The 26,502-nt window shown below is 72.7% G+C and carries 23 protein-coding genes; 12 read left to right on the forward strand and 11 right to left on the reverse strand.

Annotation, left to right across the window (positions count from 1 at the left end):
- Nucleotides 1-885 (reverse strand): SIS domain-containing protein, encoded by an 885-nt coding sequence (locus ACYVAG_RS13660; protein WP_460770506.1) that lies wholly within the window; start codon nucleotides 883-885, stop codon nucleotides 1-3.
- A 76-nt stretch (nucleotides 886-961) separates the two neighbouring features.
- Here ACYVAG_RS13660 and ACYVAG_RS13665 point away from each other — a divergent pair, with 76 nt between their 5' ends.
- A complete protein-coding gene (locus tag ACYVAG_RS13665; protein WP_460770508.1) occupies nucleotides 962-1,600 on the forward strand; it encodes an acVLRF1 family peptidyl-tRNA hydrolase in 639 nt (212 codons plus the stop codon).
- Nucleotides 1,601-1,621: 21 nt separating this feature from the next.
- Here the strand turns inward: ACYVAG_RS13665 and pdxH are convergent, their stop codons facing one another.
- Nucleotides 1,622-2,284 (reverse strand): pyridoxamine 5'-phosphate oxidase, encoded by a 663-nt coding sequence (pdxH, locus tag ACYVAG_RS13670; RefSeq protein ID WP_460770510.1) that lies wholly within the window; start codon nucleotides 2,282-2,284, stop codon nucleotides 1,622-1,624.
- Here pdxH and serC point away from each other — a divergent pair.
- Nucleotides 2,283-3,443: a phosphoserine transaminase gene (gene serC, locus ACYVAG_RS13675; RefSeq protein WP_460770512.1), complete on the forward strand. Its 1,161-nt coding sequence runs from the start codon at nucleotides 2,283-2,285 to the stop codon at nucleotides 3,441-3,443. The genes pdxH and serC overlap by 2 nt on opposite strands.
- Nucleotides 3,444-3,447: 4 nt before the next feature.
- Here the strand turns inward: serC and ACYVAG_RS13680 are convergent, their stop codons facing one another.
- On the reverse strand, nucleotides 3,448-4,857 hold the full coding sequence (locus ACYVAG_RS13680) for a hypothetical protein (RefSeq protein ID WP_460770514.1): 1,410 nt from the start codon (nucleotides 4,855-4,857) through the stop codon (nucleotides 3,448-3,450).
- Between the two features lie 203 nt (nucleotides 4,858-5,060).
- On the opposite strand from ACYVAG_RS13680, the gene ACYVAG_RS13685 reads away from it, so the two are divergent.
- Together ACYVAG_RS13685 and ACYVAG_RS13690 are read left to right on the forward strand one after the other, a co-directional pair.
- Complete coding sequence (locus ACYVAG_RS13685; RefSeq protein ID WP_460770516.1) at nucleotides 5,061-5,669, forward strand: hypothetical protein; 609 nt, start codon at nucleotides 5,061-5,063, stop codon at nucleotides 5,667-5,669.
- A 29-nt stretch (nucleotides 5,670-5,698) separates the two neighbouring features.
- The gene (locus ACYVAG_RS13690; protein ID WP_460770518.1) at nucleotides 5,699-6,202 is read left to right on the forward strand and encodes a hypothetical protein; all 504 of its coding nucleotides are present in this window, start codon (nucleotides 5,699-5,701) and stop codon (nucleotides 6,200-6,202) included.
- 1,001 nt (nucleotides 6,203-7,203) lie between these two features.
- Here the strand turns inward: ACYVAG_RS13690 and ACYVAG_RS13695 are convergent.
- The 5 genes from ACYVAG_RS13695 to ACYVAG_RS13715 all read right to left on the reverse strand — a co-directional run bounded on the left by ACYVAG_RS13695 (nucleotide 7,204) and on the right by ACYVAG_RS13715 (nucleotide 14,308).
- Complete coding sequence (locus tag ACYVAG_RS13695; protein ID WP_460770520.1) at nucleotides 7,204-10,626, reverse strand: pyruvate carboxylase; 3,423 nt, start codon at nucleotides 10,624-10,626, stop codon at nucleotides 7,204-7,206.
- An 88-nt stretch (nucleotides 10,627-10,714) separates the two neighbouring features.
- Nucleotides 10,715-12,214 (reverse strand): NCS2 family permease, encoded by a 1,500-nt coding sequence (locus ACYVAG_RS13700; RefSeq protein ID WP_460770522.1) that lies wholly within the window; start codon nucleotides 12,212-12,214, stop codon nucleotides 10,715-10,717.
- Nucleotides 12,215-12,230: 16 nt separating this feature from the next.
- A complete protein-coding gene (locus ACYVAG_RS13705) occupies nucleotides 12,231-13,001 on the reverse strand; it encodes a DUF3027 domain-containing protein (protein ID WP_460770524.1) in 771 nt (256 codons plus the stop codon).
- Nucleotides 13,001-13,384, reverse strand: coding sequence for a cold-shock protein (locus ACYVAG_RS13710; RefSeq protein ID WP_460770678.1), 384 nt, complete (start codon nucleotides 13,382-13,384; stop codon nucleotides 13,001-13,003). The genes ACYVAG_RS13705 and ACYVAG_RS13710 overlap by 1 nt, the downstream gene beginning before the upstream one ends.
- Before the next feature lie 54 nt (nucleotides 13,385-13,438).
- On the reverse strand, nucleotides 13,439-14,308 hold the full coding sequence (locus tag ACYVAG_RS13715) for a LysR substrate-binding domain-containing protein (RefSeq protein WP_460770526.1): 870 nt from the start codon (nucleotides 14,306-14,308) through the stop codon (nucleotides 13,439-13,441).
- A 153-nt stretch (nucleotides 14,309-14,461) separates the two neighbouring features.
- Here ACYVAG_RS13715 and ACYVAG_RS13720 point away from each other — a divergent pair, with 153 nt between their 5' ends.
- Complete coding sequence (locus tag ACYVAG_RS13720) at nucleotides 14,462-15,784, forward strand: MFS transporter (protein WP_460770528.1); 1,323 nt, start codon at nucleotides 14,462-14,464, stop codon at nucleotides 15,782-15,784.
- 13 nt (nucleotides 15,785-15,797) lie between these two features.
- On the opposite strand, the gene nagB is transcribed toward ACYVAG_RS13720, so the two are convergent.
- Both nagB and larE read right to left on the reverse strand, forming a co-directional pair.
- The gene (gene nagB, locus ACYVAG_RS13725; RefSeq protein ID WP_460770530.1) at nucleotides 15,798-16,595 is read right to left on the reverse strand and encodes a glucosamine-6-phosphate deaminase; all 798 of its coding nucleotides are present in this window, start codon (nucleotides 16,593-16,595) and stop codon (nucleotides 15,798-15,800) included.
- An 88-nt stretch (nucleotides 16,596-16,683) separates the two neighbouring features.
- Nucleotides 16,684-17,523: an ATP-dependent sacrificial sulfur transferase LarE gene (larE, locus tag ACYVAG_RS13730; RefSeq protein ID WP_460770532.1), complete on the reverse strand. Its 840-nt coding sequence runs from the start codon at nucleotides 17,521-17,523 to the stop codon at nucleotides 16,684-16,686.
- Between the two features lie 57 nt (nucleotides 17,524-17,580).
- Here larE and ACYVAG_RS13735 point away from each other — a divergent pair, with 57 nt between their 5' ends.
- From ACYVAG_RS13735 to ACYVAG_RS13755, 5 genes are all read left to right on the forward strand, one after another.
- Entirely contained in the window at nucleotides 17,581-18,519 is a 939-nt protein-coding gene (locus ACYVAG_RS13735; protein WP_460770534.1) for a hypothetical protein, read from the forward strand.
- Between the two features lie 154 nt (nucleotides 18,520-18,673).
- Nucleotides 18,674-20,719 carry a helicase-associated domain-containing protein gene (locus tag ACYVAG_RS13740; RefSeq protein WP_460770536.1) on the forward strand — a complete coding sequence of 682 codons (2,046 nt, stop codon included), beginning with the start codon at nucleotides 18,674-18,676 and terminating at the stop codon, nucleotides 20,717-20,719.
- 81 nt (nucleotides 20,720-20,800) lie between these two features.
- Nucleotides 20,801-21,553: a hypothetical protein gene (locus ACYVAG_RS13745; protein WP_460770538.1), complete on the forward strand. Its 753-nt coding sequence runs from the start codon at nucleotides 20,801-20,803 to the stop codon at nucleotides 21,551-21,553.
- The gene (locus ACYVAG_RS13750; RefSeq protein WP_460770539.1) at nucleotides 21,550-23,232 is read left to right on the forward strand and encodes a DNA repair helicase XPB; all 1,683 of its coding nucleotides are present in this window, start codon (nucleotides 21,550-21,552) and stop codon (nucleotides 23,230-23,232) included. Before ACYVAG_RS13745 ends, ACYVAG_RS13750 begins: the two co-directional genes overlap by 4 nt.
- A gap of 10 nt (nucleotides 23,233-23,242) precedes the next feature.
- Nucleotides 23,243-23,926, forward strand: a complete 684-nt coding sequence (locus ACYVAG_RS13755; RefSeq protein ID WP_460770541.1) for a hypothetical protein — start codon at nucleotides 23,243-23,245, stop codon at nucleotides 23,924-23,926.
- A gap of 502 nt (nucleotides 23,927-24,428) precedes the next feature.
- Here ACYVAG_RS13755 and ACYVAG_RS13760 read toward each other — a convergent pair.
- The gene (locus ACYVAG_RS13760; RefSeq protein WP_460770543.1) at nucleotides 24,429-25,004 is read right to left on the reverse strand and encodes an NUDIX hydrolase; all 576 of its coding nucleotides are present in this window, start codon (nucleotides 25,002-25,004) and stop codon (nucleotides 24,429-24,431) included.
- 110 nt (nucleotides 25,005-25,114) lie between these two features.
- Between ACYVAG_RS13760 and ACYVAG_RS13765 the strand changes: the two genes are divergently transcribed.
- On the forward strand, nucleotides 25,115-25,702 hold the full coding sequence (locus ACYVAG_RS13765; RefSeq protein ID WP_460770545.1) for a DUF4956 domain-containing protein: 588 nt from the start codon (nucleotides 25,115-25,117) through the stop codon (nucleotides 25,700-25,702).
- A complete protein-coding gene (locus tag ACYVAG_RS13770) occupies nucleotides 25,699-26,457 on the forward strand; it encodes a polyphosphate polymerase domain-containing protein (RefSeq protein ID WP_460770547.1) in 759 nt (252 codons plus the stop codon). The genes ACYVAG_RS13765 and ACYVAG_RS13770 overlap by 4 nt, the downstream gene beginning before the upstream one ends.
- Nucleotides 26,458-26,502 lie beyond the last annotated feature (45 nt).

Raw genomic sequence — 26,502 nt, forward strand, 5'->3', positions numbered from 1 at the left:
TCAGTCCTCCAGGACGACGGCACGCTGGAGGTTGCGGGGCTGGTCGGGGGACATGCCGAGCTTCATGGCGCGGCCGACGGCGAGGCGCTGGGCGATGATCAGCTCGGCCATGGGGTCACGGTGGTGGTCGACCCACGTGGCGCCCGTGGCGGCCACCTGGTCGGCGAGTCCCCTGGGTGCCTCGCCGAACATCCACACGAGGCGCCCGGGTTCGGCGACGGCGATGGGGCCGTGGCGATATTCCATCACCGGATAGGCCTCCGCCCACGACTGGCTGCACTGGCGGAACTTCCACGCGGCCTCCTGGGCGAGACCGACGGTCCAGTCGCGCCCGAGATAGGTCACCTGCTCGGTGTCGGCCATCTCCTCGGTCAGGCGGAACTGCAGGGCGTCGTGGGCGTCGGCGATGATGCGGTCGAGCGGGTGGCCGAGCCAGCTGCGCACGAGCGCCAGGGCCGTGGTGGCGAAGCGGGTCTGCACGACCGACGCCTCGTCGGCGAACGACAGGTCGACGACCTCGTCGGCCAGTTCGGCGCTGGCGGTGGTGGTGTCGCCGACGAACGCCAGTGTGGGCATCACGCCTCGCAGGTCGTCGAGGAGTCGGTTGAGGTCGGTGGTCGCACCCGAGCGGGTGAGGACGACGAGCCGGTCATAGCGCCGCTCGCGCGGCATCTCCGAGGCCGTGAACGCGTCCGACTCCCCGCGTCCCGCGCGTTCGCGCAGGGCGGCGATCGACTGGGCCATGAGCCACGCGGTTCCCGTGCCGACGAACGCCACCTTCTCACCGTCGGCCGGCATCAGGCCGGCCACGTCGGCGGCCAGCGCGCCGGCGGTCTCCCAGCACTCGGGCTGGGAGATGATCTCGTCGTCGGTCAGGAACGGCATGGTGACTCCTCGTCCGGGACAGGGGCGGTGCCAACCTACCTTCCGGCCTCCCGGCTGTCATGGCTAGGGTGGCGCCATGGACCGCAGCGTGCGCATCCCGCGCGAGCGACTCATCCCCTGGACCGACGGCTTCGCGGCCCGCCACGGCGATCCCGTGACCACCGCCACCGCCGACGTCGTCACCCTCGTCGCGCCCGACGGCGCCGAGGCGCACATTGAGGTGCCGTTCGGCCCCATGGTGGTCGACGACGTCACTGCACCCCTCGCCGGGCTCGCGGACCACGTCGCCCGCAACCGCAGCGTCGCGGTCCTGCTGGTCCGCCGCGGCGGTCACGCCGTCGGCCTGTTCTCGGGGTCCACCCTGGTGGCCTCGAAGGTCGGCTACGGCTATGTGCAGGGCCGGACCAAGGCCGGTGGCTGGTCGCAGCAACGCTATGCGCGGCGGCGCGCCAACCAGGCGAGGAGCGCGTACGCCGACGCGGCCGACGACGCCGCAGCGACCCTGCTGCCGCGCCTCGAGGAGGTCGACCACCTGGTGCTCGGCGGCGACCGCCCGTCGTGCGCCGCGGTGTTGGCCGACGGCAGGCTGTGCGGGCTCGTCGGACTGGCCGAGAACGCGCCGTTCTGGCCGACGCCCGATCCGCGCCTGCGGGTGCTGAAGGCCTTCCCCGAGCAGTTCCTCGGGCTGACGATCGGGCTGAACGCGCTGGCCTGATCGGCGCGCGCTGCAGGGGGATCACGGCTGCAGGCGCGTACGCTCCCAGCCGTCCCCCGCGCGGTCATAGCGCAGCCGGTCGTGCAGCCGACTCGGCCGGCCCTGCCAGAACTCGATCGACTCCGGCACGACCCGATAGCCGCCCCAGTGGTCGGGTCGCGGGACGTCGCCGTCGGCGAAGCGCTCCTCGGCCGCCGCGTACGCCTCCGCGAGCGCGTCGGCCGACGGGGCCGGGCTCGACTGGTCGGAGGCCCATGCCCCCAGTTGGGACCCGCGTGGGCGCACCGCGAAATAGGCCGAGGACTCCTCGGCGCCGACCTCCTCGACCCGCCCGTCGATGCGGACCTGGCGGAACAGGGGCTGCCACCACAGGACGAGGGTGGCGCGCGGGACCGCCGCGAGCTCCGCGCCCTTGGCCGAGCGGCGGTTGGTGAAGAAGGTGAATCCGGTGCCGTCGAACTCCTTCAGCAGCACGACCCGCGCGTCCGGACGCGGCCCCTCGGGCCCCTCGGCGACCGTCGCCACCGTCATCGCGGTGGGCTCCGGGATCGCGCCCGACTCCTTCAGCGTGAACGCCTCCCCGAGCCAGCGGTCGAACAGCGCCAGCGGGTCGTCGCCCGCCTCGTCCTCGAGCAGGCGGACGGTGTCGTAGGAGAGGCGCTCGGCGTGGAGGTCGCGGGTCATGGAACCCACTCTGCCCCTGCGGCAGGCGTGGGACAATGGCGGCATGCCGCTCGAGATCCCGCCGATGCTCCTCCCCCGCGATGGCCGCTTCGGGTGCGGCCCCGCGAAGGTCCGCCCGCAGGCCCTCACGGCGCTCCTCGACTCAGCGCCCCACCTCTTGGGCACCAGCCACCGCCAGCCGCCGGTCAAGGAACTCGTCGCCCGCGTCCGCTCGGGGCTCCGCATGCTCTACGACCTCCCCGACGGCTATGAGGTCGTCCTCGGCAACGGCGGCTCGACCGCCTTCTGGGACGTCGCCACCTGCTCGCTGGTCGAGCGCCGCAGCGCCCACGGGGTGTTCGGCGAGTTCTCGTCGAAGTTCGCGCGGGCCGCGGCAAGGGCACCGTTCCTCGACGATCCGGTCGTGACGGAGGTGGCGGCCGGCGGGGTGGCGCTGCCGACCGCGGCCGAGGGCGTGGACACGTACGCGTGGGCCCACAACGAGACCTCCACCGGCGCCCTCGCCCCCGTCGAGCGCGTGGGCGGCGGCGACGCGCTGGTGCTGGTCGACGGCACGTCGGCCGCGGGGACGGTGGCGTACGACGTCGAGGCCGTCGACGCCTACTATTTCGCGCCCCAGAAGGGATTCGCGTCCGACGGCGGGCTGTGGTTCGCCTTCCTGTCGCCCCGCGCCATCGACCGCATGGAACGCATCAGCGCCTCGGGCCGCTGGATCCCCGAGATCCTCGACCTCAAGGTCGCCCACGACAACGCGGTCAAGGAACAGACCCTCAACACCCCGGCGGTCGCGACGCTCTTCCTCATGGCCGAGCAGATCAGCTGGTTGCTGGAGCAGGGCGGCCTGGAGTGGGCGCGCTCGCGCAGCGACCGCTCGGCCCACCACCTGTACGCCTGGGCCGAGGCCCACGCCCACGCGACGCCCTTCGTGGCGGCGGAACACCGGTCACCCGTGGTGGCGACGATCGACTTCGACGAGACCGTGGACGCGGCCAGGCTCGCGTCGGCCCTGCGCGCCAACGGCATCGTCGACACCGAGCCCTACCGCAAGCTGGGCCGCAACCAGTTGCGGGTCGGGCTGTTCCCGGCCGTCGACCCGGAGGACGTGTCGGCGCTGACGCGCTCGATCGACTATCTGCTGGGCCGGTTGGCGCGCGCGTAGGTCGTCACTCGCGCCAGAACGGGTCCTGCGGGTCCTTCGACAGGTCGTTCGGGAGACCCGCCCGACGCGGGGTCGTCGGAGGATCCGACGGAGGCCTGGCCTGCGACCCCCTGAAGAGGTGGTCCGGCACCGCGCGGGGCATCGTCTTCTCGTCGTCCTTGTCGTCGCCGGCCGTGAAGTCGATGGCGCGGCGCGGGCCGGGTCGCTTCGACGGCGCGGGCGGCGGGGGTTGCGGGGGTTGCGTGGTCGGGGTGGCCGGCGGCGGCCCGTGGCGAGGGGTCTCGGGTCGCGGCGGGGTCGGTTGGGACGCCGCGTGGGCGTCGCCCGGGTTCTCCCCCGCCGGCTTCCGCGCCTGCAGCGCGTCTCCGGTGGGTCGGTCGCGTGGCTTCGGCCGGTCGCGCAGCCACACCACGGCCGCCGCGGCCAGCGAGGCCACCAGGGACAGCAGGATCGCGATGAGCGTGCCCGTGCGATTCCGCGGGGCGATGGCCGCCTCATCGGCGGCCGGGGTCGGCGTGGCGCTCGGGGTGGGGACCGGCGAGGGCGGCGGCGTCGCCACCCCGCCCGGGGTCTGCAGCAGCTGGTTCGGCACCGGCACCCGGACCACGGGCGCGCGTACGCCCTCGCTGCCCAACAGCAGCGACGAGCCGTCGAGTGACACCGTCATGGACTCGCCCTGGGGCTGGAACGGGGCCTCGGCGCGGGCCAGCGGCGAATAGAGCGTCCCGTCGAGCACCTCCACCGACACATAGGTGCGCAGGGCGATGCGTCCGTCGGGGAGGAAGGTGCCGTCGGTCACGAACGCCGGGGCATCGCCCACGCGGGTCAGCTGGTTCACCCCGGTGGTCCGCAACTGGCGCGGAGCGGCGTAGATGCCGCCCTGGGCCTCCTTGGTGACGATGAAGATGCGCCCGGTGCGGTCGACCAGCAGCGTCTCGGCGTCGTGGGGCCCGTCCGGATAGGCGAAGTCCCAGCCGCGGAACGTGCCGGACCGGTCGTCGTCGGGCGCGGGGGCGTCGAAATAGAAGACCGAGACCTTCTCGCGCTTCGCGGTGTTGTCGCCGATGTCGCCGACGAACAGGCGCGTGCCCTGCATCGCGAGGGCCTCCACGTCCACGGGTTCGGCCGCATAGTTCAGCGTCCCCCGCGTACGCCCGTCCGGGCCGACCGCGTAGATGACGCCCCTGGCTCCGGAGTCGTTGGTGATCCAGTACAGCTGGCGCCCGACGTCGCGGGCCATGCCGGACGCCTCGGTGATGCGCTCGTCGCTGGGGGTGAACGCGGTGCCGCTCGTCGCGGAGGACGTCGGGGTGGGCGTGGGGGCCGCGACGGCGGGTGTCAGGGTCAGGGCAGGCGTCGCGGCAAGGAGCAGCGCCACCGCGCCCCGGCGTACCGCGTCACTCCGACCTGCCATGCCCTACTTCCCTGTCTGGTGCTCGCTGGAGCCTACGCGATCGGCGGCGCGGGGGCTCATCGCCCGTACGCCTGCCAGATGGCGCCCCCGACCGCCAGCAGCAGGAGCGCCAGCAACACCCCCGACACGATGAGGCGACGACTCCGCGGATTCACCCGGCCAGCCTATGGCCTCGGCCAAACGCCGCGTATTACCTTGGCCCCATGGGACGCGTGGCGCTGTACGCCGTGGGCATCGACGAGATCCGCGACCTCATCGGCGCCACCCCCGAGACCGCCGAGCGGGTGCGTCCGCTCGCCGACGAGCTCTGGCCCTGGAGCCCGCCCGCACGCCCGGGCCTGTGGAATCGCCTGACGCGGCGTACGCCGGATCCCGTGCACCGTGACCCGGCGGCGCCGACGCCGGAGGACATCGACGGCGTGCTGACGGGGCGGTACGCGACCCCGGACCGCGCCGGGGCCGCCTGGATGGTGGTGGAGGGCCTGACGGGGCGGCTCGCCCGCGACCAGCTGCACCTCGACCTGGAGTCGGCGACCGTCGAGGGGTTCGACTATGCGCTCGCGCGCGCCGGGGCCCCCTCCGAGGCGGGATTGGGCCGGTTGTTGCGGGCCGACGCACGGCTGGGCCTCGCGCCCGCGCCGGGCCGCCGCGCGTGCTATCTGCCGGGGACCGATGCCGTACGCGGGGCCGCGCTGCTGGCGGATCTGGACATCGCGGATCGCGGTCATCGGGAGCTGGCGGATCGGCTGCGTTCGTTCCTGGCGGGGTTCGGCCAGTGGCCCGACGCCGACCTGGTCGCTTTCACGGGCTGACTGGGGCACGCGCCCGGTAGGCTGTCGGCGTGGCATTCACGACCCCTGCGGCGTCCCGGCCGGCCGGGACCCCCGAGACGACGGTGCTGACGCGCGGGTTCGACCGCCGCCGCTTCGCTGTCGTGCTGCTCGTGGTGACCGTCGCGGTCGCCGTCTTCATGCAGGTGGGCGCGCACGCCTATCACGGCGTCGGCGCCGCCGCCGTCCTCACGGTCGCCAGCGCCGCGCTGCTGTTCGCGGGGGGCCCGGACAGGCGCGCCCGGAGGGTCGTCGCGGACCGCGAGGAACTGGTGGTCGAACGCTGGACGCGGGTCGTCACGCGCGTCGCTTGGAGCGAGCTCGCGCGGGTCGAGGTGGTGGACGCGGCGGGGAAGGCGGGTCTGCTGCTGGTCCCGCGTGACCGGACGGCCTTCTTCGACAACCACCTGGAGCTGCGCGACAGCGCGACGGCGGAGGGCGCGCTGATCCCGCTGGGCGGGCGAGCGGGCGTGGCGGAAGAGGTACGCGGGGCCCTGGCGGCGCGGGGGGTCTGACTCTGTACATTGCGCCGCTCCGCGGCGCGATCGGGACGCTGTGTACATTGCGCCGCTCCGCGGCGCGATCGGCCCCTCGCGCACAATCCGGTGTCTTCGGACACTCCTCGCGACGCGGCCCGGCTCGGCTCGAACACTGCGGTTCGCCCGCAGGGCCGCGCCGCTCATCGGCCCTCCAGACACCGGGCGCGCGAGTCCAGGCGCGGCTGGCCATGGACGTTCTCCGAGCGAGCGCCAGCGACACGAGGAGGATCGACGGGGTCACGTTCTCCGAGCGAGCGCCAGCGAGACGAGGAGCCCCACAGGCCGTCATTCCAGGCCGTCATCCACATGGCGGCCCCGCGTACCGATGACGGCCTGCATGCAGGCCGCCACCCGCGTACGCGGCCGTCAGGCAAATGACGGCCCCGAATGACGGCCGCGGGTGCCGTTGGCGAACCGTCCTGCAGTTGGCGAACGGTAGTTGTCCTCGCGAACGGTGCAGCACTCTCCAACGCAAATCCGACTCGCGAACTGCACGAGCGTTCGCGAACGCGCCTTCCCCGTCACGTTTGAGTCCCGAAAAGTGGTTCGAGTCGGTCCGAACAGCCTCAAACAACCTTTCGGGACTCAAACGCGGAAGGGGCCGCTCCTCGTCTCGCTGGCGCTCGCTCGGAGAACGTCAACGGGTCAGCGGGCGGCCGCCGCTCATCGTCTCGCCGGCGCTCGATCGGAGCACGTCAACGGGTCAGCGGGCAGCCGCCGCTCCTCGTCTCGCTGGCGCTCGCTCGGAGAACGTCAGCTACTCAGCGACCCGGTCGCCGCTCATCGACCCGCCCGCTCCGGGGGAACGCGAGGTGTCGGGTGGGTGTCCGGGAGTTCGGTGAAGCGGCGTAAAGACGCCGCGGACCGAACCCAACCAACGAACTCACGGCTCGGCGTCCCAGCCGCAAGCCGAAGCTCCCGGACACGCACCCCGCGCCACCCACCACGCTCAACCCACCCCGCGCCACCCACCACGCTCAACCCTTCACGACCACCACGAGGTCTCCACCCTCCACCGACTGGATCCCCTTCACCGCCAGTCGCTCCACCGTCCCCGCGATCGGCGACGTGATCGCCGCCTCCATCTTCATCGCCTCGATCGTCGCCACCTGGCCGCCCGCCTCGACAGTGTCGCCCACGGCCACTGTCACCGAGACCGCCCCCGCGAACGGCGCCGCGACGTGGCCCGGGTTGCTCGTGTCGGCCCGCTCGGCCGCGACCGACTCGACCTTGATCGACCGGTCCCGCACGCGGATCGGCCTCAGCTGGCCGTTCAGCTGGCACATCACCTGGCGGATGCCCTTCGCGTCGGCCTCGCCGATCGACTGCAGCGTCACGATCAGCGTGACGCCCTTCTCGAGCTCGACCGTGTGTTCCTCCCCCGGCTCGAGGCCATAGAGGTGGTCGAGCGTCGGCAGCGCGGACAGGTCGCCGTACTGTTCCCGCGCCGCCTCGAACTCCTTCGTCGGCCCCGGGAACAGCAGCCGGTTCAGCGTCTGCTGCCGCGTACGCCCGCCCTCGGCCAGCGCCGCCTCGTCCTCAGCGGCCAACGTCTCCTCGCGCTTCGGCACGGTGCGGCCGGCCAGCGCCTTCGTGCGGAACGGCTCGGGCCAGCCGCCCGCCGGGTCACCCAGCTCGCCCCCCAGGAACCCGATCACCGAGTCGGGCACGTCGAAGCGCCCGGGGTTCGCCTCGAACTCCTTCGGGTCGGCCCCCACCGCGACCAGGTGCAGCGCCAGGTCGCCCACCACCTTCGACGACGGCGTCACCTTCGTCGGGCGGCCGAGGATCTTGTCGGCGGCCGCGTACATCGTCTCGATCGCCTCGAACCGGTCGCCCAGCCCGAGCGCGATGGCCTGCTGGCGCAGGTTCGACAGCTGCCCGCCCGGGATCTCGTGGTCATAGACGCGGCCGGTCGGCGCCGGGAGGCCCGACTCGAACGGCGCGTACGCCCGGCGCACGGCCTCCCAGTAGGGCTCCATGTCCATCGTGCGGCGCAGGTCGTCCGACCCGTCGCCGCCCGTCAGGCGCGTGGCGCGCTCGGTGTGTTCCAGCGCCGCGACCAGCGCGGACGCCGGCACCTGCGACGTCGTGCCGGCCATCGCCGCCGACGCCACGTCGACCGCGTCGACCCCGGCGTCGATCGCCGCCAGCAGCGTCGCGAGCTGGCCGCCTGCGGTGTCGTGGGTGTGGAGGTGGACCGGCAGGTCGAACTCGCGGCGCAGGGCCGTGACCAGCGTGCGCGCCGCCGGCGGCCGCAGCAGGCCAGCCATGTCCTTGATCGCGAGGACGTGGGCGCCGGCGTCGACGATGCGCTCGGCGAGGCCGAGCCAGTGGTCGAGCGTGTAGATCTGCTCGCGCGGGTCGGTCAGGTCGGCGGTGTAGCACAGCGCCACCTCCGCCACGCTCGTGCCGGTCTCGCGCACCGCGTCGATCGCGGGCCGCATCTGTTCCACGTCGTTGAGGGCGTCGAAGATGCGGAAGATGTCGATGCCGGTCGCCGCCGCCTCGGCCACGAACGCCTGCGTCACCGCCGTCGGATAGGGCGTGTAGCCCACCGTGTTGCGCCCGCGCAGCAACATCTGGAGCGCCTGGTTCGGCATCGCCGCCCGCAGCCGCGCCAGCCGCTCCCACGGGTCCTCGCCGAGGAACCGCAGCGCGACGTCGTAGGTCGCGCCGCCCCAGCACTCCACCGAGAACGTGCCCGGCAGCAGCCGCGCCATGTGGGGCGCGACCCCGAGGAGGTCGCGGGAGCGTACGCGGGTCGCGAGCAGCGACTGGTGGGCGTCGCGGAACGTCGTGTCGGTGACCTCGACGTGCGCGGTGTCGCGCAGGGCCCGCGCGAACCCCTCGGGGCCGAGCGCCTCGAGCCGCTGGCGGCTGCCGTCGGGCACCGGAACCGACAGGTCGATGTCGGGCAGCTTGGCGCGCGGGTCGAGCCGCGTCGGCGCCTCGCCGTGGGGCTTGTTGACCGACACGTCGGCCAGCCACCGCAACATGCGCGTGCCGCGATCGGCCGGCGTCCGCGACGTCAGCAGTTGGGGCCGCGCGTCGATGAAGTCGGTCGCGAGGTTGCCCGCCGCGAAGTCGGGATCGGCCAGCACCGCCTGCAGGAACGCGACGTTCGTCGCGACCCCGCGTACGCGGAACTCCGCCAGCGCGCGCCTCGCCCGCGCCCGCGCGATGTCGAACGTGCGCCCGCGGGCGGTCAGCTTCACCAGCAGCGAGTCGAAGTGGGGGCTGATCTCGACGCCGGTGCCGACGGTGCCGCCGTCGAGGCGGATGCCGGCGCCCGAGGCCGAGCGGTAGGTCGTGATCATGCCGGTGTCGGGGCGGAAGGAGTTGGTCGGGTCCTCCGTCGTGATCCGGCACTGGAGGGCCGCGCCGCGAATCTGCAGGTCCTCCTGCGCCAGGCCCAGGTCGGCCAGCGTCTCCCCCGCCGCGATGCGCATCTGCGACTGGACCAGGTCGACGTCGGTGATCTCCTCGGTGATCGTGTGCTCCACCTGGATGCGGGGGTTCATCTCGATGAAGACGTGCTCGCCGGCGCGCTCGCCCTCGGTCTCGAGGAGGAACTCGACGGTGCCGGCGCACGAATAGTCGATCGACTCGGCGAACGCCACGGCGTCGGCGCACAGGCGCGCGCGCAACTCGTCGGAGATGTGGGGCGCCGGCGCGATCTCGACGACCTTCTGGTGGCGCCGCTGGATCGAGCAGTCGCGCTCGAACAGGTGGATGGTGTTGCCGGCGGCGTCGGCGAGGATCTGGACCTCGATGTGGCGCGGGCGCTGCACCGCCTGCTCGATGAACACCGTGGCGTCGCCGAACGCGCCCTCGGCCTCGCGCATGGCCGCGCCGAGCGCGTCGCGCAGCTGGTCACGCTCGTCGACGCGGCGCATGCCGCGCCCGCCGCCGCCGGCGACGGCCTTCACGAAGACGGGGAAGCCGATCTCGTCGGCCGCCTCGACGAGGGCGTCGACGTCGGTCGACGGCGCACAGCTCTTCAGCGTCGGCACGCCGGCCCGGCGGGCCGCCTCGAGCGCGCGCACCTTGTTGCCGGCCATCTCGAGCACCTCGGCCGGCGGGCCGATGAACGTCAGCCCGTTCGCGGCGCAGGCCTCGGCGAGGTCGGGATTCTCGGACAGAAAGCCGTAGCCCGGATAGACCGCATCGGCGCCGCACTCGGTCGCGACCCGGATGATCTCGGCCACGTCGAGGTAGGCCCGGACCGGGTGGCCCTCCTCGCCGATCAGGTAGGCCTCGTCGGCCTTGATGCGGTGTTCGGCGTTGCGGTCCTCGTAGGGGAACACCGCGACGGTGCGCGCCCCCAGTTCGGTGGCGGCGCGGAAGGCACGGACGGCGATCTCGCCACGGTTGGCGACCAGGACCTTGGAGAACATGGCCCCGAGGCTAGCGGCTGGGTCCGACACGGCGGGAGGTGTCCGCGTACGCGGGCCCGCGCGCGTGCGTCCATCCCCCGCGTACGCCTCAGCCCGCCAGCCGCGTGAGCAGGCCCTGGACGAAATAGATGACGAACAGCGCCGACACCACCCACATCAGCGGGTGGACGTGGCGGGCGCGGCCCCGCGCCACCTTCATCAGCACGAAGGTGATGAAGCCGGCCCCAATGCCGACGGTGATGGAATAGGTGAACGGCATGAGCGCGAGCGTGAGGAACGCCGGCAGGCCCTCCTCGATGTTGTCCCAGTCGACGCCGGTGACCTGGGCCATCATCAGGAAGCCCACGAACACGAGCACCGGGGTGGCGGCCTCCGACGGGATCACGTTCACCAGCGGCGCGAAGAACACCGCGACCAGGAAGGCGGCGCCGGTCACGACCGACGCGAGACCCGTACGCGCGCCCTCGGCCACGCCCGCGGCCGACTCGATGTAGGAGGTGTTCGACGACACCGACCCGAACCCGCCCGCCATGGCGGCGACCGAGTCGACGGCGAGGATCGAGGTGAGGTGGGGCGGCGTACCGTCCTCGTCAAGCAGGTTGCCCTCGGCGCCCACGGCGACGACGGTGCCCATGCTGTCGAAGAAGTCGGCGAGCAGCAGCGAGAAGACGAGCAGCACGAGGGTGAGCGCGCCGGCGAACCCGGCGCCGTACTGGGTGAAGGCCCCGAACAGGTCGACGCGCCCCAGCAGGCCCAGGTCGGGCAGGGCGATGAGGTCCTTGACGGTCGGGACGTTCAACATCCAGCCCGTCGGGTTCACTACCTCGCCCTTGTCGTTGGTCATGGCGCCGACGTGGGCGACCGACTCGATGATGACGGCGAGCACCGTGGTCACGGTGATCGAGACGAGCAGGGCGCCGGGGACGCGGCGGGCGTACAGGATTGCGGCGAGCACCAGCCCGATCACGAACACCAGCATCGGCCAGCCCAGCAGCGAGCCGTTCAGGCCGAACTCGACGGGCGGCGCGCCCTTGGGCTTGCGGACGATGCCGGCGTCGATGAGGCCGACGAAGGCGATGAACAGGCCGATGCCGACGGCGATGCCGGCACGCAGCGAGCGCGGGACCGCCTTGAACACCGCGGTGCGGAAGCCGGTGAACACCAGCAGCGTGATCAGCGCGCCCTCCCAGACGACGAGGCCCATCGCCTGCGGCCACGTCATCTTGGGTGCGATCACGAAGGCGAGCAGCGCGTTGAGGCCGAGTCCGGTGGCCAGGCCGAGGGGATAGCGGCCGACGACACCCATGAGGATCGTCATCAGCCCGGCGATGAGCGCGGTCGCGGCGGCGACCATCGCGATGGTCGTGCCGATGTTCTCGCCGGTCTTCGGCAGGCCCGAGATCAACATGCCGTTGCGGTCGGCGGTCGTGCCGATGATCAGCGGGTTCAGCGCGATGATGTAGGCCATCGTGAAGAACGTCACTAGGCCGCCTCGCACCTCGCGGCCGACGGTGGAGCCGCGCCTGCTGATGTCGAACCAGCGATCGAGGGGGCCGGCAGGGACGACGTCAGGTGCGGTGGAACTCATGGGCGAGATCCTAGTGTCAGTCGAACAGGCCCTCGTCCACCGAGATCGTGTCGAACACCGGCGCCGGCAGCTCGACGCCGCGCTCGGGGGCGACGACGTCGGAATGCCCCCCGCAGCCGTGGTCGATGGAGACGACGGACGCGTCCGACGGCGACCACTGGTTCGAGCAGGCGCCGAACAGCATGCCGAGGTTGCCCTGCAGGCGGACGAAATAGGCGCACGTGTGGCAGTGGCCCGGCGCCTGGCGGGTCATCTCGTTGTCGGGCCCGGCGTCGGACGCGAGCCAGCGCTCGGCGGCGTCCTCGCGTCCGGCGACCGACAGGACGCGTTCGCGCCCCAGGCCCAGCTCGGCCACGACGGCCCTCATCTGGGACGCCTCGGCCGGGTCGGTGTCGGTGGCGTGCTCGCCGCCGGTGAAGCCCGGCTCGAGGCGCGGGTCGTTGTCGGGGGTCGGCATCAGGGTGCCGGGCGCGACATCGCCGCCCTGGATGCGATCGGCCCACGGCACCCACGGCTGCGACAGCAGCGACTCGGGGCCGGGCACCAGCACGACCTCGTTGATCGTGACCTTCTTGGCGCGCGAGGCGCGCACCACGGTCACCGACCAGACCCAGCCCCGATAGCCCGGGTGGGTGCAGGCGAACTGGTGGGTGACGACGCGGTCGCCCTCGGCGACGGCCCCGAGGTGGTCACCCACCGACTGGTCGGTCGACGACGCCTCTAGCGCCGCCTCGCGGGCGAGGTCGACGGCGTCGGCGCAGGCCGGATCGATCTTCAGGGGCGGCATCACAGCTCCAGTTCGTCGGCCACCGCGCGCAGCACCTGGGCGACCTTCTCGGCGTTCTTGGGGTCGGGGTGGCGGCCGTGGCGATAGCCGTTGCCGACGTGGTCGAGCATCTTGATCAGGTCCTCGACGATCAGCTGCATCTGCTCGGGCTTCTTGCGCGTCGCCTTCGACAGCGACGGCGGCGTCTCCAGCACGGTCACCGACAGCGCCTGCTCGCCCTTGCGGCCCTCGATCACGCCGAACTCGACCTTCTGGCCGGGTTTGAGCGCCGTCACGCCCGCGGGCAGCGCGTTCGCGCGCACATAGACATCGCCCCCGCCGTCCTTGGTCAGGAAGCCGAATCCCTTTTCCGCGTCATAGAAGCGGACCTTGCCCACCGGCACAGCAACCTCGCTCGTTCGTGATCGGGCCCCGCCGCGACGACGGGACACCCGATCCTAGCGCCGGATCGCCGCGATCGGCAGGTTCATGATCGCCCGGGTGAGCGCCTCGACCGGTTCGCGGGCCGCGCGCGGGTTCGACTGGAGCGCCATCTCGATGTCGCACAGCTCCGGCAGCCCGAAGCGCCCGGTGAGTACGCGGAGGTCGGCGGGCACGCGCGACTGGGACAGTACGCAGACCCCGAGGCCCGCGCGGACGGCCGCGAGGATGCCGTTGATCTCGCGCGTGTTGCAGGTGATGCGCCAGCTGCGCTCCACCCCACCCAGCGCGTCGATCGCCGCCGTGCGGGAGAAACTCGGGGCGTGGTAGGTCACCAGCGGCACGGGTTGGTTGGGGTCGACCGACGTGCCCTCGAGCCCGACCCACACGAGCCGGTCGCGGCGCACGAGCCGGCCCTCGTCGGTGTCGGGCGGCTGGTTGATGAAGATCAGGTCGAGGTGGTTCGACTCGAGTCGGCGCTGCAGGACGCCCGACTGGGTGACGGTGAGCTCGAGGTTGATGCCGGGATAGAGCACGCGGAAGTCGCGGAGGATGCGCGGCAGCTCCGACAGCGCGAACTCGTCCGCCGCGCCGAACCGCAGGCGGCCGCGCATGGCCTTGCCCGAGAAGTACGCCGTGGCCTCGTCCTGCGCCGCGATGATCTGGCGGGCGAAGCCGCGCATGGCCTCGCCGTTGTCGGTCAGGGACACCGAGCGGGTGTCGCGCACCAGGAGCTGGCGGCCGGCGGCGGTCTCGAGCCGGCGTACGTGTTGGGACACCGCGGGCTGGGTGATGCCGAGCGTCTCGGCGGCGCGCGTGAAGCTCAGCGTGTCGGCCACCGCGAGGAAGGTCCGCAGCAGCGAGGGATCGTAGAATGTCGGCGCCATGTGGCCCACCTCACCCAGTCATCACGATGCGTTATCGAATATATAGCCACCATAGCGCGCGGAAATGAGGGAGTCCGACCTAGAGTTGCTTCCCGGCAGCGCTGCCCGCTCCTCAATCCATCATCCAACACCTGAAACGGTGATCAGTTCGTCATGCCTGCAGGCACTGCAGATCAGCAGAATCCCTTCCCCACCAAGCTTCCCATCGGTCTCGTCGCGCTGACCAGCAAGCACTTCCGCGTCTATGTGGCCTCGCTGTTCCTCGGCGGCCTCGGCACCTGGGTCCAGCGCATCGCCCAGGACTGGCTCGTCCTCCAGCTCACCGGATCGGCCTCTGCCGTCGGTGTGGCGGTCGCGCTCCAGTTCGCCCCCGTGCTGCTGTTCGGCCTCTATGGCGGCGTGCTGGTCGACCGGTTCGACCCCCGCCGGCTGCTCGCCATCTCGCAGACGATCGCCGCGCTCATGGCCGCCGCCCTCGGGGTGATGGTGCTGACCGGCACCGCCACGGTGTGGTCCTGTTATGCGCTCGCGCTCGGCATCGGTCTGTGCTCGGTCGTCGAGCAGCCCGCGCGCCTGCAGCTCGTGACCCAGCTCGTCGGCATGTCGCGCCTGCGCAGCGCGCTCGGCCTCAACTCGACCGCCTTCCAGTCGGCCGGCCTCGTGGGCCCGCTGCTCGCGGGCGTGGTCATCCACACCCTCGGCCTCGGCTGGTGCTTCGTGATCAACATGGTCAGCTGCGCCGTGGTCGTGGCCGCCTGCGCCCTCATGAGGACCGGTACGCCGGCGCGCGCGGCCGTGGCGGCCGACGTCCAGCGACCCAGCCAGGTGGCCCAGCTGAAGGAGGGTCTGGGCCACGTGTTCCGCACCTCCGAGATCGCCTGGTCGATCGCGCTGGTGGCCGTGATGGGCATCTTCGGCAGCAACATGGCCGTCCTGCTCACGGCCTTCTCGACCCTCGAGTTCGGCACGGGCGTCTCCGGCTATGGCACGTTCAACGCGCTGGTGGCTGTGGGCTGTGTGACCGGCGCGCTGGTGGGCGCCCGCCGCCGCACGACGATGCGCCTTCGCCAGCTCACGCTGGTGATCGCGGCGCTCGGCGGTCTGTTCGTCGTGACGTCGATGGCGCCGAACCCCGTCGTCTTCTGTGCCCTGCTCGTGGCCGTCGGCGTGCTCACGCTGACGTTCCTGCTGTCGGCCAACAGCCTCGTGCAGATGGCGGCGCCCGAACACGTGCGCGGCCGCATCATGAGCGTCTATGTGCTGGTGCTGCTGGGCGGCCAGACGATCGGCGGCCTGCTGGTCGGCCAGATCGTGGACGCGTACGGCGCCCGCATCGGCATGATGATGAACGGCCTCGCGGTGATCATCTTCGGCTCGGTGTGCGCGATCGGCATGGCCTATCAGTCCCACCTCACGCTGGCCGTGCGCCGCCACCGGTTCGCGCCGATGGTGCACATCGTGCACTCGACGCGCTGAGTGTGGCGAACCCTCAGAATCGTTGCCAGGCAGGCTTTCCCGCATACACCTCGCGGTAGTGGTCAGCCAGCCGCAGCCGTGACGCCGCCGCGTCGTCGATCACCACGGTGGCGCGGCGGTGGAACTGCAGCACCGACGCGGGGCACATCGCGGTGACCGAGCCCTCGACCATCGCCGCGATGGCCTCGGCCTTCTTCTCGCCCTGCGCCACCAGCACGACCTCGCGGGCGTCGGCGATCGTGCCGAGCCCCTGGGTCAGGCAGTGGGTCGGCACCTCGTCGAGGCTCGCGAAGAACCGCTGGTTGTCCAGCCGGGTGCCGGTGGCCAGCGTCTTGATGCGCGTGCGGGAGCCGAACGACGAGCCAGGTTCGTTGAAGCCGATGTGGCCGTTCGCGCCGATGCCGAGGATCTGCACGTCGACACCGCCGGCGGCGCGGATCTCTTCCTCATAACGCTCACAGGCCGCCGGCACGTCGTCGGCCGACCCGTCGGGGACGTGCACGCGGGCCGGGTCCATCTGCAGCGGGTCGGTCACGGTGCGGCGGATCACCTGCGCATAGCTCTCGGGGTGGCCGGCAGGCAGCCCGACATATTCGTCGAGCGCGAATCCGTGTGCACGCGAGAGATCCAGCGACCCGTCCTCGACCATGCCGCGCAGCTCGGCATAGACGCCGAGCGGCGACGAGCCGGTCGCGAGGCCCAGCACCGGCTGGGGCCTGCCCTCGCCGACCACGTCGCGGCACACGCGCGCCATTTTCGCCGCCGCCACGCGCGCGACGTCGTCGACCGACTCGCAGACGATGACCTCCACCGGGATCTCCTTCTCTCCAAGGCTTTCTGACTTCTGCCGAGGCTTCGACTCGCTGACGCTCGCTCAGCCATCGCTGTGTGCTGGTCGCTCAGCGGGTCGGATCGGTCGCCAACGCGTCGTTCATCGACCCCGAGCGGAACGCCTGCAACTCAACCACATCGAACCCCTCGGCACGCACGCGGTCCCGGACGGCCCCGGCCCCCGGCTCGGCCAGCCGGGCGAGCGTCGCCGCGTCCACCTCGACCCGCGCGCGCCCCTCCCCCAGGTCGCGGACGCGCAGGTCGCGCAGTCCGGTGTCGGCCAGGGCCTCGCGTACGCGGGCCTCCGCGCGTTCGACCCGCGCCAGCCGCGCCGGCGTGATCGCCAGCCCGTACGCCACCCGCGAGCTCAGGCACGCCGCCGCCGGCTTGTCCCACGTGGGCAGGCCCCAGCGCCGCGACTGGGCGCGCACGGTCGCCTTGTCGAGGCCGGCGTCGGCCAGCGGTGTGAGCGCGCCGCGCTCGGCGGCCGCCCGGATGCCGGGGCGGAACCCCGCCACGACGTCGTCGGCGTTCGTGCCCGTCGCCACCGGCCAGCCGAGCTCGTCGCCGACGGGGGCGACGACCTCGATGAGCTCGGATTTGCAGAAATAGCAGCGATCCCCGGCGTTGGCCCGATAGCCCTCGCGGTCCATCTCGTGGGTCTCGACGACGCGATGGGCGACGCCGAGCGAGGCCGCGTACGCCGCTGCGGGGTCGCGCTCGACCGCCGGCAGCGAGTCGGAGTGGGCGGTGACCGCCAGCACGCGGTCGGACCCGAGGGCGCGTACGGCCGCGGCCAGCAGGAAGGCGGAGTCGGCCCCGCCGGAGAACGTGACGACCAGCCCGGGGAGGGCCGCCAGCCGCTCCAGCAGCGCGCGTACGCCGGGGTCGGGCTCGTCCGAGGTCATGCCCTCCAGCCTAGTCTCGGCCCCGCGCCCGGCCGGCTGGCGACTACGATGGGGCGCATGGCCACATGGGAGGACGGACCGGAGTACGCGCCCAGGCAGCGCCCCGCCGGGTTCGACTCCCCCGACGTCGCGCCGCTGGACGCGGCGCCGCCGCGCCCGCAGCCCTCGGCCGGTGCGCCCGCCGTCGCGCCCGACTTCCGCCAGGAGCCGCTGCCGCCGCTCACGACCTATGCCCCCGAGACGGGCCCGACCCGCGACCCCCACGAGGCGTTCGAGGTGGCTCGCAGCGTGATGACCGAGCAGGACTCGATGTTCGGGCTCGACTCCGGGGCCACCACCCAGTCCGGGGGCGCCGGGGGCGCCGAGACCGCCTGGGGCGCCGTCGCCCACCGCGCCGCCGCCCAGACGTCCGGCCAGGCGAGCTTCGCGCCGCCCGGCGGCGCCCCCGTCGTCGCCGGGCCGGGCCAGGCCGTCCCCCACCCGGACGCCGTCATCGGCCCGCCCCAGGCGGACCCCATGAGCCCCATCACCCTTACCCAGGGTCGTCGCGGCCCCGGGGAGGGGCCCGCGTTCCCGCCACCCCAGGGCGCGCCGATGCCCGCGCCGGGCGCGCCCGGCGGCCCGCCGATGTGGGCCCCGCCCGAGCCCGTGCGCTTCACCGCGGGTGGCTGGCTGAACGCGATGAAGCCCGCCACGGTCGCGCTGCTGGCGCTCGGCGGCCTGTTCTTCATCATCTCGCCGCTCTGCTTCGCCGGCGCCGCGTGGTCGGCGTGGCAGGTGCGGCAGCGCTCCGAGTGGGTCCGCAACGCCGTCATGGTCGGCGCCGGCATGCTGGGCGTGGCCGCTGTGCTCGGAGCCGTGATGAGCGGCGGTGACCTCTGGGCGACCTGGGACCTGTTGGGCAAGGTGTCGCTCGTCGTCTGCTGGCTGACCCTGGCCGCCATCGCAGCCGCCGTGGGGCTCAGCCTCGCCCGCGGCGAACAGCCCGAGCAGTGAGGGGCAAGACGCCCTGACCGCCGACACGCCGACCCCCGACTCTCCGGCTCCCGAGCCCCAGACCTTCGCGGCCTCCATCGCCGCCCGCGACGCGCCCTCGCTGGAACGCCTGCTGCGCCGCCGCCCCGACCTGTGCCTGCCCGCGCCCCATGACGTGGCCGACCTCGCCACCCGCGCCGCCACCGAGGCCTCCGCCCGCCGTGCCCTCGACCGCCTCGACCGCCGCCACCTCGCGGTCGCCGAGGGGCTGGCCGCGCTCGGCGACCCGTCGTCGGTCCCCGAGGTCGCCGAACTCGTCGGCCTCCCCCCGGCCGAGGCCGCGGAGTGTGTCGCGGCCCTCCGAGACGCCGCGCTGGTCTGGGGCGTCGACGACCAACTCCACGTGCTGCGCGCCGTCCGGTCGGCCTTCGGGCCCTGGCCCGGCGGGCTCGCCCACCCGGGTCACGCCGCCCTCTCCCCCGAGGCCGTCGACCGGGCCCTCGCCGGCGTCGCTCCTGCGGGCCGCTCGGTGCTCGAGCGCCTGCAGTGGGGCCCGCCGACCGGCACCGTCCGCGGCGCCGACCGCCCCCTGCCGCCGGCCGACCAACGCTCGCCCGTGGAGCACCTGCTCGCCGCCGGCCTGCTGCGGGCCAGCGGACCCGAGACCGTCGTGCTCCCCCGCGAGGTCGCGCTGCGGGCACGCGGCGGCTTCCTGCGCGAGCCCCTGCGTACGCCCCCACCCCTGCCCGAAGCCACCCACGGCGCGCGGCTCGTCGACCACGCCGGGGCCGGCGCCGCGTACGAGCTCGTCCATGACGTCGAGGCCGTGGTCGACGACCTCGGCGGCACCCAACCCGCCCTCCTGCGCAGCGGGGGCCTCGGCACCCGCGACCTCGCCCAGCTCGCCCGGCGCCACGGGCTCGACGGCGACCGCGCCGCCTTTCTGGTCGAACTGGCCGTCGCGGCGGCCCTCGCGTCGACCTCGGGCGGGCGCGTCACGGCGACCACGGCGTACGACGCCTGGCTGTCCGCCGCCCCGGTCGACCGCTGGCTCACCCTCGCCCGCGCGTGGCGCGACGCGCGCCGCTGGCCCGCGGCCGCCCTGGAGGGCCGTGCGCTCGGCGAGGCCGGCGACGTGCGCTGGGCGACCGAGGCGCGCGCGGTCGCGCTCGCGGCGCTCGAACCGGGCCGTCGCGCCGAGGCCGAGACCTGGGCCGAGACCATCGCGTACGCCCGCCCGGGCCTCGTCCGCCACATTGCCCCCGACGCGGTCGTGTCGGCCGTCGGCCGCGAGCTGGGTGCGCTCGGCGTCGTGGCACTCTCGACGGTCACGCGACTCCTCGCGCCCCTGCGGGACGCGCCGCTGCCCGACGACGTCGCCGCGCTGTTCCCGGGCGCCGTCGACCGGTTCGTCGTGCAGGCCGACCTGACCGCCGTGGCGGGCGGCCCCCTCGAGCACGGCGTCGGGCGGGTGCTGCGCCTGCTCGCCGACCAGGAGTCGCGCGGCGGGGCGGGCGTGTTCCGCTTCACCGCCGCGTCGGTCCGCCGCGCCTTCGACGCCGGCTGGGACGCCGAGACCATCGAGCGGTGGCTCGCCGACCACTCGACGACCGGCGTGCCGCAGCCGCTGGCCTACCTCATCGGCGACGTGGGCCGCGTCCACGGCGCGATCCGCGTGGGCCGCGCGTCCGCGTACGTCCGGGTCGAGGACCACGCCCAGGTGCCCAGCATCCTCGGCCACCCCGACGCGGCGACGCTCGGGCTGCGCCAGGTGGGCCCGGGCGCGCTGGTCGCCGATGCGGACCCCGACGAGGTGGTGGCGCTGCTGCGCGCGCTCGGCCTCGCCCCGGCCGCCGAGGACGCGTCGGGCGGCGTCCTGCACGCCCCCTCCCCCACCCGTACGCCGGCGCGCGCGTCGAGCGAACCCGCCCCGCCCGACCCGGGGCAGGTGGCGGCCCGACTCGCGGAGCGCGCCCGGCATGCCTCGCGCCGTCGGGGGGACACCGCGGCGACGCTCACCCGTTTGCAGGCGGCGCTCGAGACGGGGCGGGCCGTCGACATCGCCTTCGTCGACGGGACCGGCCTGCGCGACCGGCGCCGCCTCGTGCCGGTCCACCTGGGGGCGGGGATGGCCCGCCTCGTGGGGGCCGGCGAGGCCCTGACGCTGCCGCTCGCGCGGATCATCGAGGTCGAGGACGCGGATTCGACGTCCGGGGCATGATGCCCGCAGTCAGGTAGGGTGAGGTCCGTGGAGCCGAGGACAATTCGTCGACTTGTCGCCGGGTGCGGAACGTGCCTAGGTGTGCTGGCTCTTGCCCTCGTCCTCGGCCGAGGCACGGCCTCGGTGCCGGCGTCCGGGCCGGCGGGGGCGCCCGCGGCCCCGCGGCCCCAGATCTCCACGCAGGCCGGTTCACACGCGCCGCCCGCCCCCACCACGTCCGCCGCGCCGACGGTCACCCCGTCGGCGTCGTCCTCCCCCACGCCGTCGGCCAGCCCTCGCCCCTCCACGACACGGCCCACGACGACCCCGACCCGGTCCCAGCGCGCTGCGGCCACACCCCGCGCCGGTCAGCCCACCGGCCCCGTCTATGGCCCGGTCTATTCGCCGGAGCCCAGCGCCACCCCCGTGACCCCGCCGGCGACGCCGTCGCTGACGCCGTCGGCCACGCCGAGTCCCTCCACCTCGCCAGCCACCACCCCGAGCGCGACGCCCACCCACGGCATCGAGAAATACACCGTCACCGTCCATGACCCGCAGCTGAACGAGGTGTGCAACACCGAGCGCACCAGCTTCACGCTGACGTGGAGCCCCGTGGCGCCGGCGGCGCACTACAAGGTCAGCGTGAGCGGCGCGGGCCTGAGCAGCACGGTGACCACGACCACGAACGCGGCCACCCTGTCGTGCCCGACCGCCACCGGCGCCATGACATTCACCGTGGTCGGCGAGGACGACACCGGCGTGCGCCAGTCCGAGGCCGGCACCATCACGGTCGACTATCGCGCCCCCATGGGTGGCGCCGAGGCCCGCGCCCGCGCCGTGTCCGACACCCGATGAACGGTCCCCTCGTCGTCCAGTCCGATCGGACGCTGCTGCTCGAGGTCGACCACCCCGACGCCGACGCGTGCCGCATCGCCATCGCCCCCTTCGCCGAGCTCGAGCGCGCTCCGGAGCACATCCACACCTATCGGCTGACGCCGCTGGGGCTGTGGAACGCGCGGGCCGCCGGCCATGACGCCGAGCAGGTCGTCGACGCCCTGATGACCTATTCGCGCTATCCCGTGCCGGGGTCGCTCCTGGTGGACGTCGCCGAGACGATGGGGCGCTACGGCCGGCTCCGGCTCGAGAAACACCCCACCCACGGGCTGGTGCTGATCTCGACCGACGCGCCCGTGCTCGCCGAGGTCACGCGCTCGGCCAAGGTCAAGGGCCTGCTGGGCGAGAAGATCGGCGACGACACCGTCGTCGTCCACTCGAGCGAGCGCGGCCACCTGAAGCAGGTCCTGCTGAAGCTCGGCTGGCCGGCCGAGGACCTCGCGGGCTATGTCGACGGGGAACTCCACGACATCGATCTCGACACCTCGGGATCCGACCCCGGCGCGAAGCCGTGGGAGCTGCGGCCCTACCAGAAACAGGCCGCCGAGTCGTTCTGGCACGGCGGATCTGGAGTCGTCGTCCTCCCCTGCGGCGCTGGCAAGACCATCGTGGGCGCCACGGCGATGTCGCTCGCGAAGTCGACGACGCTCATCCTCGTGACCAACACGGTGTCGGCCCGCCAGTGGCGCGACGAGCTGATCCGGCGGACCAGCCTGACGGCCGACGAGATCGGCGAATATTCGGGCGCCCGCAAAGAGGTACGCCCGGTCACGATCGCGACCTACCAGGTCATCACGACCCGGCGCGGCGGCGTACACCAGCACCTCGAGCTGTTCGACGCCCGCGACTGGGGACTGGTGATCTATGACGAGGTCCACCTGCTGCCGGCGCCGGTGTTCCGGCGGACGGCCGACCTGCAGGCGCGGCGTCGCCTGGGGCTGACGGCGACGTTGGTGCGCGAGGACGGCCGCGAGGGCGACGTCTTCTCCCTCATCGGGCCGAAGCGCTATGACGCGCCGTGGAAGGACATCGAGGCGCAGGGCTACATCGCGCCCGCCGACTGCGTCGAGGTGCGGGTCACGCTCACCGAGGGTGAGCGGCTCGCGTACGCGACCGGCGAGACCGACGTGAAATATCGCCTCGCGGCCACCGCCGAGTCGAAGACGCAGGTGACCGAACACCTCGTACGCCTCCACGCGGGCGTCCCGCGGCTGGTGATCGGGCAATACGTGGACCAGCTCGAGGAACTGGCCGCGAGGCTGGACGCGCCGCTGATCAAGGGCGACACGACCAACAAGCAGCGCCAGAAGCTCTATGACCAGTTCCGGTCCGGTGAGATCGACCTGCTCGTGGTGTCGAAGGTCGCGAACTTCTCGATCGACCTGCCGACCGCCCAGGTCGCGATCCAGGTGTCGGGCGCCTTCGGGTCGCGCCAGGAGGAGGCCCAGCGCCTCGGCCGTCTGCTGCGGCCGAAGGACGGCATCACCGCACGCTTCTATGCGGTCGTCGCCCGCGACACCTCTGACGCCGACTTCGCCCAGCACCGCCAGCGATTCCTCGCCGAGCAGGGGTACGCGTACCGCATCGTCGACGCCGACGACCTCCCCGAGGTGGGAGCCCAGTCGACCGACGGCGCGTAGGATCTTCGCCGTGACCCACACCCCCGGACCCGACTTCGAGCCCGTCGACGCAGGCGACGGCGGCTTCGGACGCGACGAACCCGCCCGCCGAGTGGCCGAGCCCGAACCGGCCGACGCCGCCCCGCAGCGGGCGGCCGGACGCGGGAAGATCCCGACGATCGTCGCGGCGGCCGGTGCTGCGTTGATCGTGATCGGGGTGCTCGTGGGGCTGCTGCTGTGGCGGTTCTCGGGCGGCTCGACCGAGCGCCTCGAAGGGCCCGAGGCCACCCCGACCCCGACGCTGACGCCGCGCTCGGGCACGCCCGCCCCCGTCCAGGAGGTCAAGGTCGGCCAGCGCACCAACATCGTCGGCCTGTATGGCAAGGGATCGGTCATGATCACCCGCACCGAGTGGTCCGACAAGGGCGACCTGCCGCCGGGCGAGGGCAAGCGCTACCTGAACGTCGAGCTGCGCTACGACTGCAGCGAGGGAATCCTGACGCTGTCGAAGAACCAGTACGCGGCCTACGACCTGGCCAAGAAGGAATACCTCCCCGGCATCGGGTCGGGCAAGGACCCGATCCCGGACGGGGAGGTACGCCCGGGCCAGCAGCCGGTGACGGGCTGGGTGTCGATCGAGATGCCGCCGGGCCAGACGCTGTTCGTGGTGTCGGACGAGGGCATCAACCCGCTGGTGATCGTGGACATTCCTTAGGGCCGGCTCGCGCGCGGCGCTTTACCCCTGGCTTCGGACCAGTCGTCGACGGACCGCGGGCGCGTACGCGGGTGGTTGCGTGGGCCGTCCGCGGTCCGTCTCCTTGGTGGTCCTCCAGACAGGGGGCGCGCCGCACCGACGCTCGCCGGCGGTGGGTGGCGCCGGGGACGTTCTCCGAGCGAGCGCCAGCGAGACGAGGAGCGCTTCCACGCTGGCTGAGCGAGCGCCAGCGAGTCGAAGCCACCCAACCCCGGGTTCGTTGACGCAACCCCCATTCGGGCGACGAAACCCCCACAGTTCTGGGGGTTCGCTGGATCAGGCGGGGGTTGCCCGGGTTTGCGCCGTCCTGACCGCCCGGGTGGCGACCCGGTGCCGCGTACTCCCGGCATCTGCTCGCCATCCGAGTGGTCACTATGGACGATCTGCAGAGATCGGCTCGCAAACCCCGTTCTGGGCCTCCTGACGGCCGATCTCTGCACATCGTCCACAACCCTGTGGGCGCTCACACCCCCAGCGTCGACTCGTCCACCTCGCGGCCCTTGTCCACAACCCATGCCTCCGGGTCGTCCGCGAGCTCGATCAGTTCCAGCAGGTAGCTCGGCCAGATCCATTCGTCGGTGTCGACCAGCTCGTTCAGCGGCCACCAGCGGCTGCCCTGCAGCGTGAGCTTCTCGTCCTCGGTGTGGCCCGCCTCGTCGACCTCGAACTCGTGCGTGCGCACGACATAGAAGTCCTCGGCCTGCTCGAGCACCTGGTCCGAATAGCCGTGCACCGCGACGCGGCGGGCGACCGGCCCGATGAGCTCGTCCTCGGTGATGACCAGGCCCGTCTCCTCCTGGAGCTCGCGTACGGCCGCCCGGGCCGGCGTCTCGCCCGGGTCGATGCCGCCGCCGGGCGTGACCCACCACCCCTGCTCCGGCAGGCCGGGGTCGGAGTCGGCGAACAGCAGGACGCGTTCGCCGGCGAGCACGACGATGCGTACGGCGGTGCGCACCTTGTGGGGCCGGTCCTCCGGCGGCAGGGGCACATAGCGGCGGTCGCGGAAGGGTTCGTTCGGGTTCTCGGAGCCGGTGCTCATGAGTCCACCGTAGCCCGATCCCCCTTCACAGAGAGGTCAGGATCCGCTCACAGGAAACGGACAGCGGCGCCCGATTCAGTGAGGACATCACCGCAGCCAAGGAGCCCCGCATGAACCTTCTCCCCTATGTCGCCGACCTCGTCGCGATCTCCGTCCTCACCCTGGGCGTCTACTACCCCCGTCACCGCCGGCGCGACCTCGTGGTCGCCTACTTCGGCGTCAACGTCGGCGTCATGGGGGTCACCGCGGCGCTCGCGAACGCCACGGTGGCAGCAGGCCTCGGCCTCGGCCTGTTCGGCGTCCTGTCGATCATCCGCCTGCGCTCCGACGAACTGTCCCAGCGCGAGGTCGCGTACTATTTCGCGGCCCTCGCGATCGGACTGCTCAGCGGGCTCGGCACCAACCCCGCCTGGCTGGGTCTCGCGCTGATGGGGCTGCTGGTCCTGGTCATGTTCGCCGTCGACCATCCATCGGTGCTGGGCACGACGCGGCGTACGATCATGGTGCTCGACCGCGCGTGGGACGACGAAGCCGCGCTCAGCGCCCACCTCGCCCAACGCCTCGGCGCTCGCATCGACGGCGTGACCGTCCAGCGCATCGACCACGTCAACGACACCACCACCATCGAGGTCCGCCACACCCCGACGCCGCCGCGCGGGGCCGGGAGCACGCGCACCGAGCTCGTGGAGGCGGCGTGACCACCGTGACCGCACCCGACCTGCTGCGTCACTTCGCACCGGTGGGACTGGCCGAGCTCGACGCCCGCGCCTCCCTGCAGGAGCGCACCGACCGCAAATATCTGGTCGACCTCGCCGACCTCGATTCCTTCCTGGGAATGCTTCCCGGGGACACCCGGGTCCTGGAGATCGACGACGTACGCGGGTTCGGCTACCACTCCCGCTACTACGACACCGACGGCGTCGACAGCTATCTGCTGGCGGCCCGCGGCCGCCGCCGGCGGTGGAAGGTCCGCGTGCGGACGTACGCGGACTCGGGCCATGCGTACCTCGAGGTGAAGACCACGCGCCACGGACGCACACTTAAGCAGCGGACTCCCATGGCGGGGGGCCGGTTGGACGGCCACGGTCTCGCGTTCGTGACCGGCGCGCTGGCGGCCGCCGGCATCGACGAGGTGCCCTCGGGCCTGAAGCCGGTCCTCACCACCACCTACCGTCGCTCGACGCTGCTCCTTCCGGGTTCGGGCGGACGCGTCACCATCGACCGCGATCTGTGCTGGGGAAGCCATCGCAGCACCGGCGGTGCGCTGGGCGCCAGCCACGTCGCCATCGTCGAGACCAAGACCGTCACTGCCCCGGGAGCCGCCGATCGCGCCCTGTGGGCGCACGGACACCGTCCGGTCCGCGTTTCGAAGTACGCGACGGGACTCGCCGCGCTCCACGGCGACCTGCCGCACGCGCGGTGGGCGCGAACGCTGCGACGGCTCTCCGCCTGAATCTCCCCCATCCACCACCGACCTCCATCACCGCGATCCCCACCA

Source organism: Mariniluteicoccus flavus, assembly GCF_054776655.1.